The following is a 14,055-nucleotide window of genomic DNA, read 5'->3' as shown; positions in this document are numbered from 1 at the left end:
GGGCGATGAAACTTCGTTTTGTGTTATTTGCACCGGATACACGCCAACCGTCAGCGGTGTCGCCGCATTGTTAGGTTGCGCATACAGAACGCCGGGCCCGGCCACGAGCAGAACGGCTACAACTCTGCCGAAATGCCCGCGATAAAATCGTCTCAGTGCATCAATTTGGCGCATGAGTTCCCTTCTTGAAATTGCCGGACGTTTTGGGCGCGACGATTTGTCGGATGTTGCGGAATCGTCATCAAAAGCAACGTGACTTAGCTCCCAAATATTCAGCTTTAAACATACCAACATCGCGCTGAAATGCGGTTAGCCGGGCAGCATGCGCCTTGTTTGTGAATGAGACATGCTGCCACAATCGTCAAATTTCACGCCAGTTCACCTGATAAAAAGCGGTGAAATCATTTGGGCATTCTCCAGACTAGTCGTCAAGCCTGGCAACGAACTTCAGTAAATTGGGGTTGCAAACGACGGCGGGATGTGATAGATTGGCGCGTGTGATCGCGTTTCAAACGCTTTGGGTTTGGGAGCTTTTCATCGGGGATACCTCATGGCCAAACGCCCGGTCTTTTTCCTCGCGCTTGCCTTCTGCTTGGGGATTTTTACGCAACACGGCTGCCCTTTCTCCCCCGTTTTTTTGATTTCTGCTTTCGTGCTCTTTTTGTTCGCGGCTGTTCTAATCATGCTTGCCGGCAGCAGAGAATTCTCTTCCCTTTTAAACTCGGTTTTATTACTCATCGCATGCTTGTTTTCCGGTATGCTGCGCATGTATCTCGAAAAAATTCCAGCGCGCGGCGACCTCTCTGCATGGGCACAGGATAACCGAGAAATTTTGCTGTTAGGAGAAGTAAAAACCGCGGCAGAAACGCGCCGCAACTCCCGCCGATTTCTTTGCGAGGCCCGCGCCCTCAACGCCGGCGCCGGCTGGCAGCCCGCGCAAGGCAATCTTCTCATTTATTTCAAAGCGCAGGATACGATTATCGTTTCCGAAGAGATAATGCTGCGCGGCCGGCTCACATTGCCCGACTCGGGCCGGAACCCGGCCGCCTTCGATTATCGCGCATACTTGCAGGCCCAAGGCATTGGAACAATTCTCTACAGCTCCGATTCGTTGCTGTGGCGCGCCGGAGAAACGCCGTTTTTTTCCTTCCCGGCGCTGATCGCCCGCGCACAATTATGGACCGAGTCGCAACTGGCGCGTTTCGCCAGCGGGCAAGAGCTTGCCATGCTAAAAGGCTTGCTCATCGGACAACGCCTCGATATTTCCTCAGACGTCATTGAAAGCTTCTCGCGCACCGGTTTGATTCACATTCTTTCCGTTTCGGGCTTGCACGTCGGTTTTATCGCGCTGATGTTGATTATGCTTGTCGAGCTTTGCCGCGTGCCGCCGCGCGGGCAATGGCCGATCATCATTGGCGGCTTGATATTTTATGCCTGCTTAACCGGCTTGCAACCGCCGATTGTGCGCGCCACCATCATGGCCGCCGTGTTATTGCTGGGGCGTGCGCGCGAGTTGAGCACCAACATTTATAACAATCTCGGCCTGGCCGCGCTGATTATTCTGCTCTGGCAGCCGTTGCAGCTTTTTCAAATCAGCTTTCAATTATCGTTTGCTGCCATGTTCGGCATTGCTTATCTCTATCGGCCGTTGCTTTTTGCTTTTGGGCGACTAGTTCAATGGCGTTGGCTGTTGGTGCGCTGGGCGCTGGCGCTGCTCGCCGTGTCAATTGCTGCGCAACTCGCGACTTTGCCGTTTACGGTCACCTCGTTTGGCCGTGTGCCGTTTGCCTCGCTCTGGGGAAATCTCCTCGTCATTCCCGCCTGCTTCGTCATTGTGGCGACAGCCGCAATCGCGTGTTTCTGCGCGCCGCTTTCCGGTTTCGTTTCCTCAGCGTTTGGGGCCGTGGCAGAATTGCTAACCTCCGGCATGATCGCATTCACGAAATGGCTGGCAACTATTCCTCTCGCGAGCTTTGCCAGCGGTTCTGCGCCGCCGTTGCTGTTGCTGGCTTACCTTCTCGGGCTGGCGACAGTCGTGGAATGGCGGCGGCGCATCCGGCGCCTTTTGTTGCCGGCAACGCTGCTCACGCTCAATTTTTATATTTGGCCTGTTGCGCTCAGCGTTGAACCCAAACTTCGCCTGACGTTTTTCGATGTCGGCCAGGGCGATGCCGCGCTGCTGGAATTTCCCGGCGGCAAGCAAATGCTGATTGATGCCGGCCCGCGCGATGATTCGTTTGATGCCGGCGAGCGGATCTTGTTGCCCTATTTGCGCGTGCGCGGCATCTCCCGTCTCGCCGCCGTGATTGTTTCGCATCCGCATGCCGATCATCTCGGCGGCTTGCCCGCATTAGCGCAGGCAATCGCGATTGATTCCGTTTATTTTTGCGGCGTTGAAATCGATTCTGAGCTGGAGCAGTTTTGCGAGCGTTTGCTGGATAGTTTGAATGTGCCGCGGCGTGTGTTGCGCGCCGGCGAGCGCTTGTGCGGCTTTGACCCGGCCCAAATTATGGCGCTTCGCTCCGGCAATATTGATCAGCCTGAGCCGAATGTCAACGATGCCTCCCTCGTCATTAAAATCCTCTTTGGAAAAACCAGCGTACTTTTCCCCGGAGATGCCGAGAGCTGGGGAGAGTATCAAATGCTCAAACATGCGCACGCGCTCGATAGCGATCTTCTCAAAGTCGGCCATCACGGCAGCCGCACCTCGAGCCTTCCCGCTTTTCTCGCCGCGGTGACGCCGGACTGGGCGGTTGCCTCCGCCGGACGGCGCAACAAATTCGGCCACCCGGATTCTTTGATTGTGGCGAGGTATGATTCCCTTCACATTCCCTTGCTGCGTACCGACCTGAGCGGCGCAATTGTGTTCGAGAGCGACGGCACAAAACTGCAACGCGTGCGCTGATTCCGTTGCTCCTCTTGCCTGGAACGCCTGGCAAAATTTCCGCAGAATGGCGTGCTTGCTGTTAGAACTCTCTTAAAATATTCCATCGCCCGCGAAGTTTGTGCGGACGGCAGCCAAAGTGTTGGCGTTGTGCGCTGCCACGCACGCCATTTTGGATATCACCATTTGCCACGGTTGCTATGGACAAAATACCTCAAATTCCTCCCGCGCCCGGTGACAGGTTTGCCTTGATCATCGGCATTAACACTTACCGTGACCCCGCCATCGCTCCGCTGCGCTTTGCGCGCAATGACGCTGTTGCCATGCAGGAATTTCTAACCGATCCGCGCTTCGGGAAATTCAAACCGGAGAATGTTCATCTTTTGCTGGATGACGAGGCGACAGCCGGCGACATCCGCTCCCAAGTGATTTATTGGCTGGGCGCGCAGGTCAGCGAACACGATGAAGTCTGGATTTATTTTGCCGGACGAGGGGCCACGAGCACCGGCTTCCCGCGGCTGCAATACCTGGCAACCTGTGACACGGTGCAAAGCGATATCGCCGGCACGGCCATCGCCAGCACGGAGCTTGATGAATGGCTGCACGTGTTGGCGGCGCAGCGCGTTTTGATTTTTTTGGATTGCGGCTTCAATGCCGACGGAGAGGGCAGAACCCTGGCGTTGCATGACGCCGCCGCGACATATGATGAGAACTTCTTAGCCCCGCTGGCGAGCGACAACAAGCGCCATCTGATTGCGGCTGCCATACCCAATCAAATTTGTTGGGAAGATGAAGAGGTTGAACACGGCTTGTTTTCCTATTTGCTGCTGCGCAAACTCCTCAGCGAGTTGATGACCAACGAACACCCGGCACTGACCTTCGATGAGTTGTACCAACATCTTGCCATTGAAACGCCGCGGCGCTCGGAATCTTTTGGCATCGTGCAAAACCCGCTCCGGCTGGGCGGCAGCGGCAGTTTTGCCTTGTTGGCGCCGCCCCTCGCCGCCGCGACCGGCGCACCGGTAATCGCAGAAAACGCGCTGAAACAGGTTGAGGCTTTGTTTCTGCTGGCGCAGCAGGAAGCGCGCGCCGATCGTCTGGAGAAAGCCCGCGATTTGTTGCAAGGCGTTTTGCAAATCGATCCCGGAAATCAAAAGGCACAGCGCGGTTTGAAAATCGTTCTCAACAAATTCGAGCGCGTCGGGCGCGAGCAAAAAATCAACGAAGCTTTCACGCGCGCGCGCCGTTTTATTGACGAGCATAATCCTCGCGCAGCGCTGGAAACCTACCGCCATATTTTACAGCTCGATCCTGCCAGCAAATCGGCTTGAAGCGCTGCTGGCGAAAGAGCAGCCTGCCGAAGCCTCGCCGCTGGAACCGGCGCCGCTCGAGCCGGCGAAGCCCGCCCGTCACACGAAACCCTACGATCGTTACATTTGGCCTTTTATCGGGTGGTGGATCTTACTCTGGTGTTGTTGGAAGGCGTTTGCCCATCTCGTGGATCCGGATTCATCTTCATCTTTTATGCAGCACGTTTTCGTCGATGCCTTTTGGGGCGCAGTCATTGGTTTCGTTCACGGCAGCTTGAACTATGCCGTCATCAAAACCGTGAAGATGATTCGCCGCCGGCGGCTGTTGCACAAAGCCTGAGACGGGCGCAGACGGTGGGAGGCGGCTTTACTTCTCCTCGTGCATTTGTTTTAACAAGGCGATCTCCCGGTCCAGGCGTTTTTGGCGGCGGTTGATCGAATAAAGATAGCCCACGATCAACAGCCAAACGACCACGTATCCGGCGAAGAGAAAATTCATGTTCTTGTTGGGATTCGGCGTTTGCAACAGCATCAGCATCCCGTGCCACAAGCTTACCATCATCAGAATCATATCGGATCATGCTCCCAATGTTTTGTGTTGAGTTGAAGCCTCATTCGCCGGCATAGGCGAATTCCTGCTTCATTGCTTTCACCGCAAGCTGGCTGCGCTCCAGGCGCAAACGCAGCACGAGTAAAAAAAAGAACAGTAGAGTAAACGTTACGATACTAAAAATGAAAGCGTAGCGCATGGTCGGCTCCAGGCCGGAATCCGAACCGCCGAAAATCACGGGTTGCGGATGCAGCGTGCGCCACAAGCGATTGGCCAGGTAAACGATGGGGACATCGACAAAACCGACGATGGCAAACACCGCCGCGAAACGCGCGCCGCGCTGCTCGTCGCCCGTATACACGCGCAGCATCATATAACCGACATAAATAAACCAGAGAATCAGCGTCGTGGTCAAGCGCGGATCCCAAGACCACCAGGTATTCCACACCGGCCGCGCCCAAATCGGGCCGGTAATCAGCACAATCGTGGTAAACAAAACTCCGACTTCCGCGGCGCAAAAAGCCACGCGATCATCCCAAATGCGGTGCTTGGCGAGATAGCGAATACTGTAAATAAAAGTCACCGGAAAGGCGATGACCAGCGCGGTAATTGCCGAGGGCGCATGAAAATAAAATATGCGCTGCACAATGCCCATGCTCGCTTCCGTCGGAACGAGAAGGAATATATTATACAAGTTGATGAGCATCATCACCGCAGTGATTCCCCCCAGAATTGCGCCCCAGCGTTGCAACTTTTCAGCAGCAGGCATGATTGACACCTCTTTGTTGAATCCTAACAAACACCTGACAAATCCGTGCGCACGCGCGGGTTCATTCTTCCAACACGTATTCGAACGTCACAAAACATACCGTAATAAACACGACATCGAACAAAACCAAAATTTTGAGCCAATCGCCGAGATCGGACCACGAGCGCCCCGCCAGCGCGCCGGCGGTGGCATGCACCGCCGCGAGAATCACCGGAACTTGAATGGGAAAGAGCAGGATCGGCAGCATGATCTCGCGCGTGCGCGTATTCACAGACATGGCGCTGAACAACGTGCCAACCGCGGCAAAACCGATGGTGCCGAGCAAAAAAATCACCGCAATCTTGCCGAGGCCGACGCTGATATCGACATTAAAAAAAATCGCAAAGAGCACGAACGTCGGAATCTCGATGAGAAAGATGAAGATAATATTGCCGCAGGCTTTCGCGAGAAAAAGAATGCCGCGATCGAGCGGGGCCACCATCAAACCGTGCAAGCTGCCGCGCTCGACTTCGTGAATCATCGAGCGATGCAGCCCCAGCACGCTGGCAAACGTAAACGCAACCCAGAGCAACCCCGGACCGGCTTCGCGCGTCGCGGTACTGCCCGTTTCAAACGTGAAGCTGAAAATCACGACCACGATGAGCGCGAACATCAGCATGGATGAAAGCAGCTCTTTCGTACGAAATTCCGACAGTAAATCCTTCCACAACAACGCCCACAACTTGGCGATGGCGTTCATCGTTCCCCCTTTGCCACCAGGTCGAAATAAAGCGCGGAGAATTGTTTTTCCTCGAGCGGCGCGGCGTCGCCCTGCCAGGCTAGTTTGCCATGCAAGAAAATCATGGCGCGATCGGCCATGGCCAGGCCCTGGCCGAGATCGTGCGTGACCAGCAAAATGGTGCGCCGCTCACCGCGCACGCGCTTGATCCAGTGCGTCAACATCGTGGCCGCGTGTTGATCGAGTCCGGTGTAAGGCTCGTCCAGAAACAGAATGCTGGGATCGTGCAACATGGCGCGGCCAATGGCGAGACGCTGCTGCATGCCGCGCGAAAAGCCGCGCACGCGATCAGCGCTGCGTTTTTCCAATCCCACGTCGGCGAGCACCGTGGCCACGCGCTTGCGCGCCTCGGGGACATCATAAAGCCGCGCAAAAAACAGGAGATTTTCGGAAGCGGAGAGATCGTCATATAAAAAGGTTTGATGGCCAATGACGCCCAGCTCGCGGCGGGCGGCCAGCGGGCGTTTGTGCAGCGGCTGGCCGTGAATCAAAATCTCGCCGCTGGTAGGCCGCGTGATTTCCGAGAGGATGCGCAACAGCGTGCTCTTACCCGCGCCATTCGGGCCGAAAATACTCACGCATTCGCCGGCCTCGACTTGCAGCGAAACGCCGCGCAGCGCATAGGAAGAGCCGTAATGTTTAACCAGGTTTTTGACCGCGAGGGCGGGAGAAGAATTGGGCGCGCCGGGAGCCGAGCTCATGCCAGACTCTCTCCGCAGGCCGTGCAGAACTTATCGCCGCCGCCGGCCGGTTCGCCGCAGTTGTGGCAAAATTTGCTGGCGGCTTTTTTACCCTTAGCCGGACGCACACCGAGGGTCAAGGCGTCGATCTTTTTCATGAGGCTGATGGCCTCACTTTTGTATTGCTCGCGCAGGGTGTTGTAATCCTCCTGCGAAAGCTTGCCCATGCGATAATCGAAATCGATATCGCGAATGGCGGCGTAAATTTCTTCTTTGCGCGCCTGCCAATCTTCCGCTTGATGATTGCTTTTGAAATTTGCCGCGCGCGCAGATTTTTGCCATAAGGGATAACCCACAAACAGCGCGGTCGCGATGACCAGCACGATGCCGATGAATTCAACCATAAAACACCACTTTCTTTTCGTGTTTTTATTTATTGGCCGGATTGCCGGAATTCTTGTTCGAAACGATCGCCATAACCGTCGGACTGGCCGGGCGCCGGCGCGTTCACGGACCGGGCTGCCGCCGGGCTGGTACGCCGCCACCGCAAAACGAGCCATGCAATAATTCCCACGCCGAACAACAGCGCCACAAACGGCCCGCCCCAAACCACCAAATTGAAACCCTCTTTGGTGGGCGCTGCCAAAATGCGTTCGCCATACTTGGCGACCATGGCCTGCAAAATTTCCGGCCGGCTTTTGCCGGCGCTGGAGAGTTGGATCACTTCCTGGCTGAGCGTGCGCGATTCGCTGCACACCATGCCGCCCAGGCAACCTTGCACCGTCATGCCGCAGCCGCAATAACACGCCAGCTCATTGCGAATCGCATTAAGTTCAGCGGGGGTATGGGTTGTGGCAGCGCTGTCGGGCGCAGCGGCGTAAACCGGCAATGTGAGCAACATTATTAAAATTGTCCAACGCATGGGCGAGCCATCCTCAATGTGGTTATTTTCAAAAATGAGTTTTATCCTAACCAAGAATTCGCAGACTAGCAAGCGAAATCTTCGCAATACGGCAGGCGGTCAGGGTTTTGCCTTTTTCACCCACTCGCCGCCCGGCAATTGAACCCATGCGCCCGGCTTGGCGTTTTCACGATTCACATTGGCAAAGGCCTTTTCCACCTCCGCCAAATCAGAGGATTCGATGCTGGGATTGATGTCGATGATGCGCTGCATGATGATTTGCCGGTCGCGATTTTCCTCGGCGACGATTTTCTCGACCAGACGCTGGCGCTCGGCGTCTGCCGCCAGTTTTTGCGGATCACGGATTTCGAGATAGCCGCGGGCATTCTCGCCCACCAAGCCCTCGCGCATGAATTCTTCCACATCATCTTTGTTGAATTCGCGATTTTGAATCGCATTCAGCACGGTGCGCTTTTCATCGGAAATCGTAATCTGGCTGTCGGGATTCGCGGCGCGCACCGAGGCCACCATCCACACGTCTTCCTTGACTTGATTGTAGGTGCCGAGAATTTGATTTTCGAGCGCGGTTTTTTCGCCGGTAAATTTCATCTCCGGCGTGTGAATCGAACAGGCGGAAACGCCGAGCGCCAGCCAGAAAACGAGAGGTTTTCCAGCGCGGCTGCGCCGCTCGCCTGCTCTCCAGCGGCAATTTTTTTTATTGATGAAATGCTGCATGACACGCACGTCTTTCACAAATTGTTGCGGTTGAATTTGCTGAAATGATAAGGCCTGCGCGGTTGCCAAGCAAGAGTTTTCGTTTGGAGGGGAGAGGCGAATTGGTTATTTTGCCTCTCCGAAAAGCATTGCCGGATTATTCATTATCCGCTGCCAGGGCTGGAATCAAAAGCATTTGCAGTTTTTGAAAAATTTTGCTAAAGAAGCGCTGCTGGCGCCGGGCCTGCGGCGCTGCAATCTTCATAGAGCAAGGAGTACATTCATGACGCTACAAGAAATTATTGCCGGGATTCACGCGCTCAAAGATGACCTGGAAAAATATGAACGCAAATACAGCGTTCTTTCGGAGACATTCCATACATACTGAAACAAAATTTCCATTCCATTGAGCTATTTTAAAGCATCTAAAGTTTCACAAATTTTCTGCACACAAGTATGGAAAATACCGCCCAAAAGCTTCCGGCAGAGATTGCTAGTATTGTCGAAAGGATCGTTGCGGCATTTGTTCCGGAGAAAATTATTCTTTTTGGCTCTCATGCCTATGGGAATGCCACACCGGACAGTGACGTGGACCTTCTGGTGATCATGGAAACAGATTTGCCGGCGGCGGAGAGAAACCGGAAGATTTCCCGGCTCTTGCGGCCCCGTCGCTTGCCCTTGGACATCGTAGTCAGAAATCCTCAGGAAATTCAAAGGTCGCTGCGCCGCGTCGATCCATTCGTTCACGAAATTATGGAAAAGGGGATCGTGCTTTATGCGCGAAGCGGCTGAAGTCAGGGAATGGCTCAAGAAAGCGGAAGATGATTTTGCCGGCGCCCTGCACCTATCCCGGCGCCGTAAAAAACCGTTGCCGGATTTGGTCTGTTTTCATTATTCAGTGCGATTTCGATACCCTGGAGAAGAAGCGACTGCGGAAGAAGCTCGGCTCGCTATCAAGGCGATCAAAAAGATTGCGGTCTTTATACGTGACCTGTTTCCGCGTGAGTTATTGCCATCTACTGAAACGTAATGGGGTTAATTTCATGCCAGAAAAACCTCGAATTTTCATCAGCTATTTTTCCAAAGACCAAAGCCTCGTTGAAAAATTCATTTTGCTCTAAAAGCAACCTGGGGCACGAGAGTCGCACTAATTTCTCTGCAAGAACCGACTGTTTGTACCTGAATTTCTGTCAGACCTGACTCACAACTGAACCACCGTCGACACAGGAACCCCAATGCCCGAAAGCAACAACAAATCCCAGATGCAAAAAGCGACATCTCAAGCCTGGGGACCCGACAATCCCCACCCGCTGGCGAAGATGAAGACCGAGCTGGTGTGGGAAGGCAAGTACGACGAGTACGGCAATCGCCGGCCGGTGAAAATAGCGGCATGAGAAATTTTGCCATGCAACCTCTCGGCATCCTCGAAACCGCCTTGTATGTAAGCAATATTGAACGCGCCGAGGCGTTTTATGCAACTGTGCTCGGTTTGCGGCGCATTAGCAAACAGCCGGAACGCCATGTGTTCTACTACTGCGGCGAGAGTGTGTTGTTGCTGTTTCGCGCCGAGGCTACGGCTATCAAGACATCTTCCGTGCCCACGCATGGCGCGCATGGCCCCGGGCATATGGCCTTTCGGGTCAGGGAAGAGGAAATGGAGGCGTGGCGTCAGCATTTGCAAAGCTGCGGCGTCGAAATCGAAACCGAAATCCGCTGGCCGGAGGGCGGATACTCGATCTACTTTCGCGATCCCGACGGCAATTCTTTGGAACTGGCCACCGCCAACGTCTGGCCGGCAGAATAACCTCAGGCAAACAACTGCGCCGGCGTTTTTTGCGCAGATTTTTAGCCTTGATCATGAATCACCCAATGCAGGATTAACTACAATCTAAAAGATGAACATGGGAGAAGATATGAGCAAAATTGTGGCGCTTGCGCCGGTGTTGCTGGTCAAAGATGTCGTGGCCGCGGCGAATTACTACCGCGATAAATTGGGATTCGCCTATGAGAGGTTTTGGGGTGAACCGGCGAACTTCTGCATGGTTCGCCGCGACGGGCATACGATCATGCTGAGCCAGGCGCCGGCACAACACAAAATAGTTCCGCATTGGCAAGTCGTCGACAAAATGTGGAACGTTTATTTGTGGGTCGATGACGTGGAAGCCATTTATCAGGAGTTTCTGCAGCGCGGCGCCCAAATCGATTATGGCTTGGGCATGAAGGATTACGGCGTGAAAGAATTCGGGGTGCAGGATTTGGATGACCACGACATTGGCTTCGGGCAAATTATGCGATAACTCCTGCGGCGTTCTTAAAGTCGAATAAAATTCCAAGGGCCGGCAATCCAACAATCTAACCGGCGCCTTTAATTATTCATCCTGATCGATATGCTGCTTCGCATGCTTGCCATCCTTTGCCTGACAGCAGGCGTTCTTTTTCACACGGCCTTTACGCCAACGGGGGGCTGTCAAACCTCTCAAAACATCTCGCCTCGGGGTGTGCTCATCGTCGAATTCGGAATTACGCAGGAAGGGCTGGCAACCTCTGCCTGGCGCGAGGCCATTCACGCGCGGCACCCGAAAGAGAGGCTTTCGAACATTGCTGTAACGCCGCAAAGATTAACGCCGGACGAAAGTCTCTGGGCTGATTTGATTCGACAGAAAGCCTTGACCTGGCCGGCGCTGATCGACTCGCTGCGCATGCCGTTCCCCGGCATCACGCCGCCGGACACCCTCATCATTTTGCTGGGCAATCAAGGAGGCGAAGATGCTTTCCTTTCTCCGGCGTTGAAGATTTGTTTCGATCTAAACAAGCTGTACCGCTACTACGGTCCGGCCTCGGATGAAAACAATCATGACAGAATTGACCGGTTCTTTGCACACGAATTGACGCATGTGCTGCACAAAGCCTGGCGCAAAAAGCGGGGATTGGAACTTGCTTCCCCGTTTGAATATGCGTTGTGGGAATGCCTCACGGAAGGCCTGGGCAACTATCGCTCGCTTTCCGGCAAATGGCTGCGCGGAAAAGGCGAGTTATCGCCGCATGCCCAGGAAACGCTGCAGCGGCTGCAACCGATATTTGTGGAACGACTTTCAGCGTTGCAGCATGCCGGCGAAACAGAAGCAGAGACGTTGCTAACCGGCCTGTCCAGCGGGGCTTTCGATCAAAAATGGGGCGCCTTAACCGTTGCACTTTGGCTGGCGCAAGAGGCCAAAGGTGATGACCGGAATTTGCGCAAATGGGTTGAAGCTGGTCCCACGGGCGTATTGGTTCTGGCGCGCCAATATCTTCCGGAAAATTTGAAAGAGCAGTTGCCGAAGACGAACTAACCGCAACATGCGTCACACCCGCTGCGGCTTTCACAGGTGATAAGACTGGACATTCAAAAATAAAATCGCAATGTTGTTGGTTGACAAAAACCGGACGGATGAAACCCTGGCAGCTTCACGACAAGAGCCGATGAAATCTCATAATCTCTCACCCTACAAAACAAGCGGAACAGCCCTCAGCCGGTTCCGCGCGATGGCGGTTTTCTGCCTTGTGTGTGTTCCGTTTTCTGCGTCGTTTGCCCAGCGCGAGGGCACGCCCTTGAGAGTTTTTGGCTATTTCCAGAATTCGCTGCAACACTGGACCGCGTTCACCGCTCATCCGGAGCAAAATTCCTTTGGTTTGCAGCAACTCAATCTCTTTTTCCAAAAGGATATCAGTGAAAACTGGACCGCGTTTGTTAATTTCGAAGCGCTGAACACTTTTTCTTCCGGCCGGCATTGGGGCGCATTCAATTTGGAGGAGGCATGGGTGAAATACAGCGCCGACATGCGATTCAATCTCAAGCTCGGCCTGCAAATACCGGCCTTCAACAATCTCAATGAAATAAAAAATCGCACGCCCCTGCTGCCCTACATCATCCGACCGCTGGTATATGAAACCTCGTTTGGCGAGTTTTTTCCCCTGGAGGATTTTGTGCCGGCGCGCGCATTTGCCCAGGCTTACGGTTTTTTTCCCGCCGGCCAAACGAAGCTCGATTATGCCGTTTATCTGGGCAACGCCCCCGATATCAATCGAGATCCGCAACGAGGACAAACCGGCATCGATACCACGATCGCTTTCACGGTGGGCGGCCGCTGGGGAATTCGGTATCGCGAATTGAAGCTTGGCCTTTCGGGAACCTATGAAAAGACCGCTCAATTTGTGCGGTTGGCGTCCGTCTTGCGCCGCCCACCGTCGGATCTGCGCGGCCTTCCCATTACGCGTTTCGGAGGTGACTTATCCTTCAACCTCGCGCGCTTTTCCTATGAAAGTGAATTCATCTTCCTGGACGTGAACACCGGCATACCGGAACTGGAATTGGACCTGAATTTCTACTATGCCACGTTGGGCTACAATTTCGGCAATACTCTGCTGGGTTATGCCAGTTATTGGAAAACGAACGGGCATAATGCTTTCTTGGTTCCCGGCGCGGAAACGATCGAAGATGAAAACATTTACATAGCGACGCTCGGCCTCGCATATGATTTGAATGATAGAATTCGTTTGAAGAGCCAGTGGGCACGAGTACGCGACCACGGCACGATTCAATTCGTTGCGCAAGACGCCGTCATCACCATCCAGGATAAATTCACTATTGTTAGCGCCGCTGTCTCGGTTTTCTTTTGAATGAAAACAAGCGTCTGAACCGGCGAAACGAATATGAAAATAACGTTTGTGACAATTCTGTTTTTGTTGGCGTGGACGGCGAACGCCAGCGGCCAGGTGGCCGTCATTGCGCATAAATCAGTGCCTCTGGATTCCATTAAAAAATCCGTGTTGTTGGATTTCTATGCGCGTGATATTAAAAAATGGAGCGACGGACAGCCCATTATTGTGTTTGATCTCAAGCCGCAGAGCGGGGTGAAAACGATTTTTTATAATTATCTGGGAAGAAGCCCGTCGCGCATGAAGTCCATTTGGTTGAAAAAAATGCTGTCCGGCGAGGGCGATCCTCCGGAAGCAATGGCTTCCGAAGAGGCGCTGCTCGCGAAGGTCGCCGCCACCGCCGGCGCCATCGGATTTGTCAGTAAGACGCTGGCGCACAACAGCGTCAAAGTGCTTTTGGAGATAACTGAAGAAAAAAAACAGAAATGACAAAAAGGAATCATCTTGTTTTTATGAGAATTGGCATTGAGATTTTGAGAGAAAATGTTTATATTAGGCGCTGAATTGAAAGCGCCAGCGATTTCAGACGGGCTGATTCTGATGCTTGGGCATGAGACTCCTCGAACAGCATGAAGGATCTGGCGTCGCACAAACAAGGGCTTGCAGAATCTTATTCTCCGGTTGATTCTCGAATCCTTGTAAACTCGCTGAGCGGAAGAACGATTAGGGTAGCAAGTAATGGCCAAAGCCCTCGGTCAAGCGTTGCAAGAGTTGCTGCATCAATACGGCATTGCGCAGCGCGTAAAAGAATTCGAAGCGGTCAATCTTTGGCCG

General features: G+C 53.8%; 18 protein-coding genes. 11 read left to right on the top strand and 7 right to left on the bottom strand.

Going from position 1 to position 14,055, the window contains the following annotated elements; all coding sequences use genetic code 11:
- Positions 1–550 precede the first annotated feature (550 nt).
- The 3 genes from FBQ85_20520 (at position 551) to FBQ85_20510 (ending at position 4,534) form a co-directional block, all read left to right on the top strand.
- Positions 551–2,905 carry a DNA internalization-related competence protein ComEC/Rec2 gene (locus tag FBQ85_20520; GenBank protein ID MDL1877522.1) on the top strand — a complete coding sequence of 785 codons (2,355 nt, stop codon included), beginning with the start codon at positions 551–553 and terminating at the stop codon, positions 2,903–2,905.
- 179 nt (positions 2,906–3,084) lie between these two features.
- Positions 3,085–4,215 carry a hypothetical protein gene (locus FBQ85_20515; protein ID MDL1877521.1) on the top strand — a complete coding sequence of 377 codons (1,131 nt, stop codon included), beginning with the start codon at positions 3,085–3,087 and terminating at the stop codon, positions 4,213–4,215.
- Positions 4,136–4,534, top strand: a complete 399-nt coding sequence (locus tag FBQ85_20510) for a hypothetical protein (protein MDL1877520.1) — start codon at positions 4,136–4,138, stop codon at positions 4,532–4,534. Before FBQ85_20515 ends, FBQ85_20510 begins: the two co-directional genes overlap by 80 nt.
- Before the next feature lie 27 nt (positions 4,535–4,561).
- Here the strand turns inward: FBQ85_20510 and FBQ85_20505 are convergent, their stop codons facing one another.
- From FBQ85_20505 to FBQ85_20475, 7 genes are all read right to left on the bottom strand, one after another.
- Complete coding sequence (locus tag FBQ85_20505; GenBank protein MDL1877519.1) at positions 4,562–4,765, bottom strand: CcmD family protein; 204 nt, start codon at positions 4,763–4,765, stop codon at positions 4,562–4,564.
- Between the two features lie 40 nt (positions 4,766–4,805).
- Positions 4,806–5,513 (bottom strand): cytochrome C assembly protein, encoded by a 708-nt coding sequence (locus FBQ85_20500; GenBank protein MDL1877518.1) that lies wholly within the window; start codon positions 5,511–5,513, stop codon positions 4,806–4,808.
- 61 nt (positions 5,514–5,574) lie between these two features.
- Positions 5,575–6,252 carry a heme ABC transporter permease CcmB gene (locus FBQ85_20495; GenBank protein ID MDL1877517.1) on the bottom strand — a complete coding sequence of 226 codons (678 nt, stop codon included), beginning with the start codon at positions 6,250–6,252 and terminating at the stop codon, positions 5,575–5,577.
- Positions 6,249–6,992: a heme ABC exporter ATP-binding protein CcmA gene (ccmA, locus tag FBQ85_20490; GenBank protein MDL1877516.1), complete on the bottom strand. Its 744-nt coding sequence runs from the start codon at positions 6,990–6,992 to the stop codon at positions 6,249–6,251. Before ccmA ends, FBQ85_20495 begins: the two co-directional genes overlap by 4 nt.
- Positions 6,989–7,375 (bottom strand): zinc ribbon domain-containing protein, encoded by a 387-nt coding sequence (locus FBQ85_20485; protein ID MDL1877515.1) that lies wholly within the window; start codon positions 7,373–7,375, stop codon positions 6,989–6,991. The genes ccmA and FBQ85_20485 overlap by 4 nt, the downstream gene beginning before the upstream one ends.
- A 29-nt stretch (positions 7,376–7,404) precedes the next feature.
- Positions 7,405–7,893: a cytochrome c-type biogenesis protein CcmH gene (locus tag FBQ85_20480; protein ID MDL1877514.1), complete on the bottom strand. Its 489-nt coding sequence runs from the start codon at positions 7,891–7,893 to the stop codon at positions 7,405–7,407.
- Between the two features lie 99 nt (positions 7,894–7,992).
- Positions 7,993–8,676, bottom strand: a complete 684-nt coding sequence (locus tag FBQ85_20475) for a DUF1318 domain-containing protein (protein MDL1877513.1) — start codon at positions 8,674–8,676, stop codon at positions 7,993–7,995.
- 106 nt (positions 8,677–8,782) lie between these two features.
- Here FBQ85_20475 and FBQ85_20470 point away from each other — a divergent pair, with 106 nt between their 5' ends.
- The 8 genes from FBQ85_20470 to FBQ85_20435 all read left to right on the top strand — a co-directional run bounded on the left by FBQ85_20470 (position 8,783) and on the right by FBQ85_20435 (position 13,710).
- Positions 8,783–8,974, top strand: coding sequence for a hypothetical protein (locus FBQ85_20470; GenBank protein MDL1877512.1), 192 nt, complete (start codon positions 8,783–8,785; stop codon positions 8,972–8,974).
- 68 nt (positions 8,975–9,042) lie between these two features.
- The gene (locus FBQ85_20465; protein ID MDL1877511.1) at positions 9,043–9,378 is read left to right on the top strand and encodes a nucleotidyltransferase domain-containing protein; all 336 of its coding nucleotides are present in this window, start codon (positions 9,043–9,045) and stop codon (positions 9,376–9,378) included.
- Positions 9,362–9,616: a hypothetical protein gene (locus FBQ85_20460; protein MDL1877510.1), complete on the top strand. Its 255-nt coding sequence runs from the start codon at positions 9,362–9,364 to the stop codon at positions 9,614–9,616. The genes FBQ85_20465 and FBQ85_20460 overlap by 17 nt, the downstream gene beginning before the upstream one ends.
- Before the next feature lie 375 nt (positions 9,617–9,991).
- The gene (locus FBQ85_20455; GenBank protein ID MDL1877509.1) at positions 9,992–10,390 is read left to right on the top strand and encodes a glyoxalase/bleomycin resistance/extradiol dioxygenase family protein; all 399 of its coding nucleotides are present in this window, start codon (positions 9,992–9,994) and stop codon (positions 10,388–10,390) included.
- A 97-nt stretch (positions 10,391–10,487) separates the two neighbouring features.
- A complete protein-coding gene (locus tag FBQ85_20450; GenBank protein MDL1877508.1) occupies positions 10,488–10,883 on the top strand; it encodes a bleomycin resistance protein in 396 nt (131 codons plus the stop codon).
- Positions 10,884–11,084: 201 nt separating this feature from the next.
- Entirely contained in the window at positions 11,085–11,915 is an 831-nt protein-coding gene (locus FBQ85_20445) for a hypothetical protein (GenBank protein MDL1877507.1), read from the top strand.
- A 70-nt stretch (positions 11,916–11,985) separates the two neighbouring features.
- Positions 11,986–13,242 (top strand): hypothetical protein, encoded by a 1,257-nt coding sequence (locus FBQ85_20440; protein MDL1877506.1) that lies wholly within the window; start codon positions 11,986–11,988, stop codon positions 13,240–13,242.
- Between the two features lie 33 nt (positions 13,243–13,275).
- Complete coding sequence (locus FBQ85_20435) at positions 13,276–13,710, top strand: hypothetical protein (protein MDL1877505.1); 435 nt, start codon at positions 13,276–13,278, stop codon at positions 13,708–13,710.
- Positions 13,711–14,055: the final 345 nt, after the last annotated feature.

It is taken from the genome of Cytophagia bacterium CHB2, from assembly GCA_030263535.1.
Lineage (GTDB): Bacteria > Zhuqueibacterota > Zhuqueibacteria > Zhuqueibacterales > Zhuqueibacteraceae > Coneutiohabitans.
This window is presented reverse-complemented; position numbering and strand designations above follow the sequence as displayed.

What these genes read in the sequence shown, in the direction of transcription:
- FBQ85_20485 (MDL1877515.1), bottom strand. Translation starts at nt 7,375, where the DNA reads ATGGTTGAATTCATCGGCATCGTGCTGGTCATCGCGACCGCGCTGTTT.
- FBQ85_20460 (MDL1877510.1), top strand. Translation starts at nt 9,362, where the DNA reads ATGCGCGAAGCGGCTGAAGTCAGGGAATGGCTCAAGAAAGCGGAAGAT.
- FBQ85_20440 (MDL1877506.1), top strand. Translation starts at nt 11,986, where the DNA reads ATGTTGTTGGTTGACAAAAACCGGACGGATGAAACCCTGGCAGCTTCA.
- FBQ85_20505 (MDL1877519.1), bottom strand. Translation starts at nt 4,765, where the DNA reads ATGATTCTGATGATGGTAAGCTTGTGGCACGGGATGCTGATGCTGTTG.
- FBQ85_20515 (MDL1877521.1), top strand. Translation starts at nt 3,085, where the DNA reads ATGGACAAAATACCTCAAATTCCTCCCGCGCCCGGTGACAGGTTTGCC.
- FBQ85_20455 (MDL1877509.1), top strand. Translation starts at nt 9,992, where the DNA reads ATGCAACCTCTCGGCATCCTCGAAACCGCCTTGTATGTAAGCAATATT.
- FBQ85_20450 (MDL1877508.1), top strand. Translation starts at nt 10,488, where the DNA reads ATGGGAGAAGATATGAGCAAAATTGTGGCGCTTGCGCCGGTGTTGCTG.
- FBQ85_20465 (MDL1877511.1), top strand. Translation starts at nt 9,043, where the DNA reads ATGGAAAATACCGCCCAAAAGCTTCCGGCAGAGATTGCTAGTATTGTC.
- FBQ85_20500 (MDL1877518.1), bottom strand. Translation starts at nt 5,513, where the DNA reads ATGCCTGCTGCTGAAAAGTTGCAACGCTGGGGCGCAATTCTGGGGGGA.
- FBQ85_20480 (MDL1877514.1), bottom strand. Translation starts at nt 7,893, where the DNA reads ATGCGTTGGACAATTTTAATAATGTTGCTCACATTGCCGGTTTACGCC.
- FBQ85_20435 (MDL1877505.1), top strand. Translation starts at nt 13,276, where the DNA reads ATGAAAATAACGTTTGTGACAATTCTGTTTTTGTTGGCGTGGACGGCG.
- ccmA (MDL1877516.1), bottom strand. Translation starts at nt 6,992, where the DNA reads ATGAGCTCGGCTCCCGGCGCGCCCAATTCTTCTCCCGCCCTCGCGGTC.
- FBQ85_20495 (MDL1877517.1), bottom strand. Translation starts at nt 6,252, where the DNA reads ATGAACGCCATCGCCAAGTTGTGGGCGTTGTTGTGGAAGGATTTACTG.
- FBQ85_20520 (MDL1877522.1), top strand. Translation starts at nt 551, where the DNA reads ATGGCCAAACGCCCGGTCTTTTTCCTCGCGCTTGCCTTCTGCTTGGGG.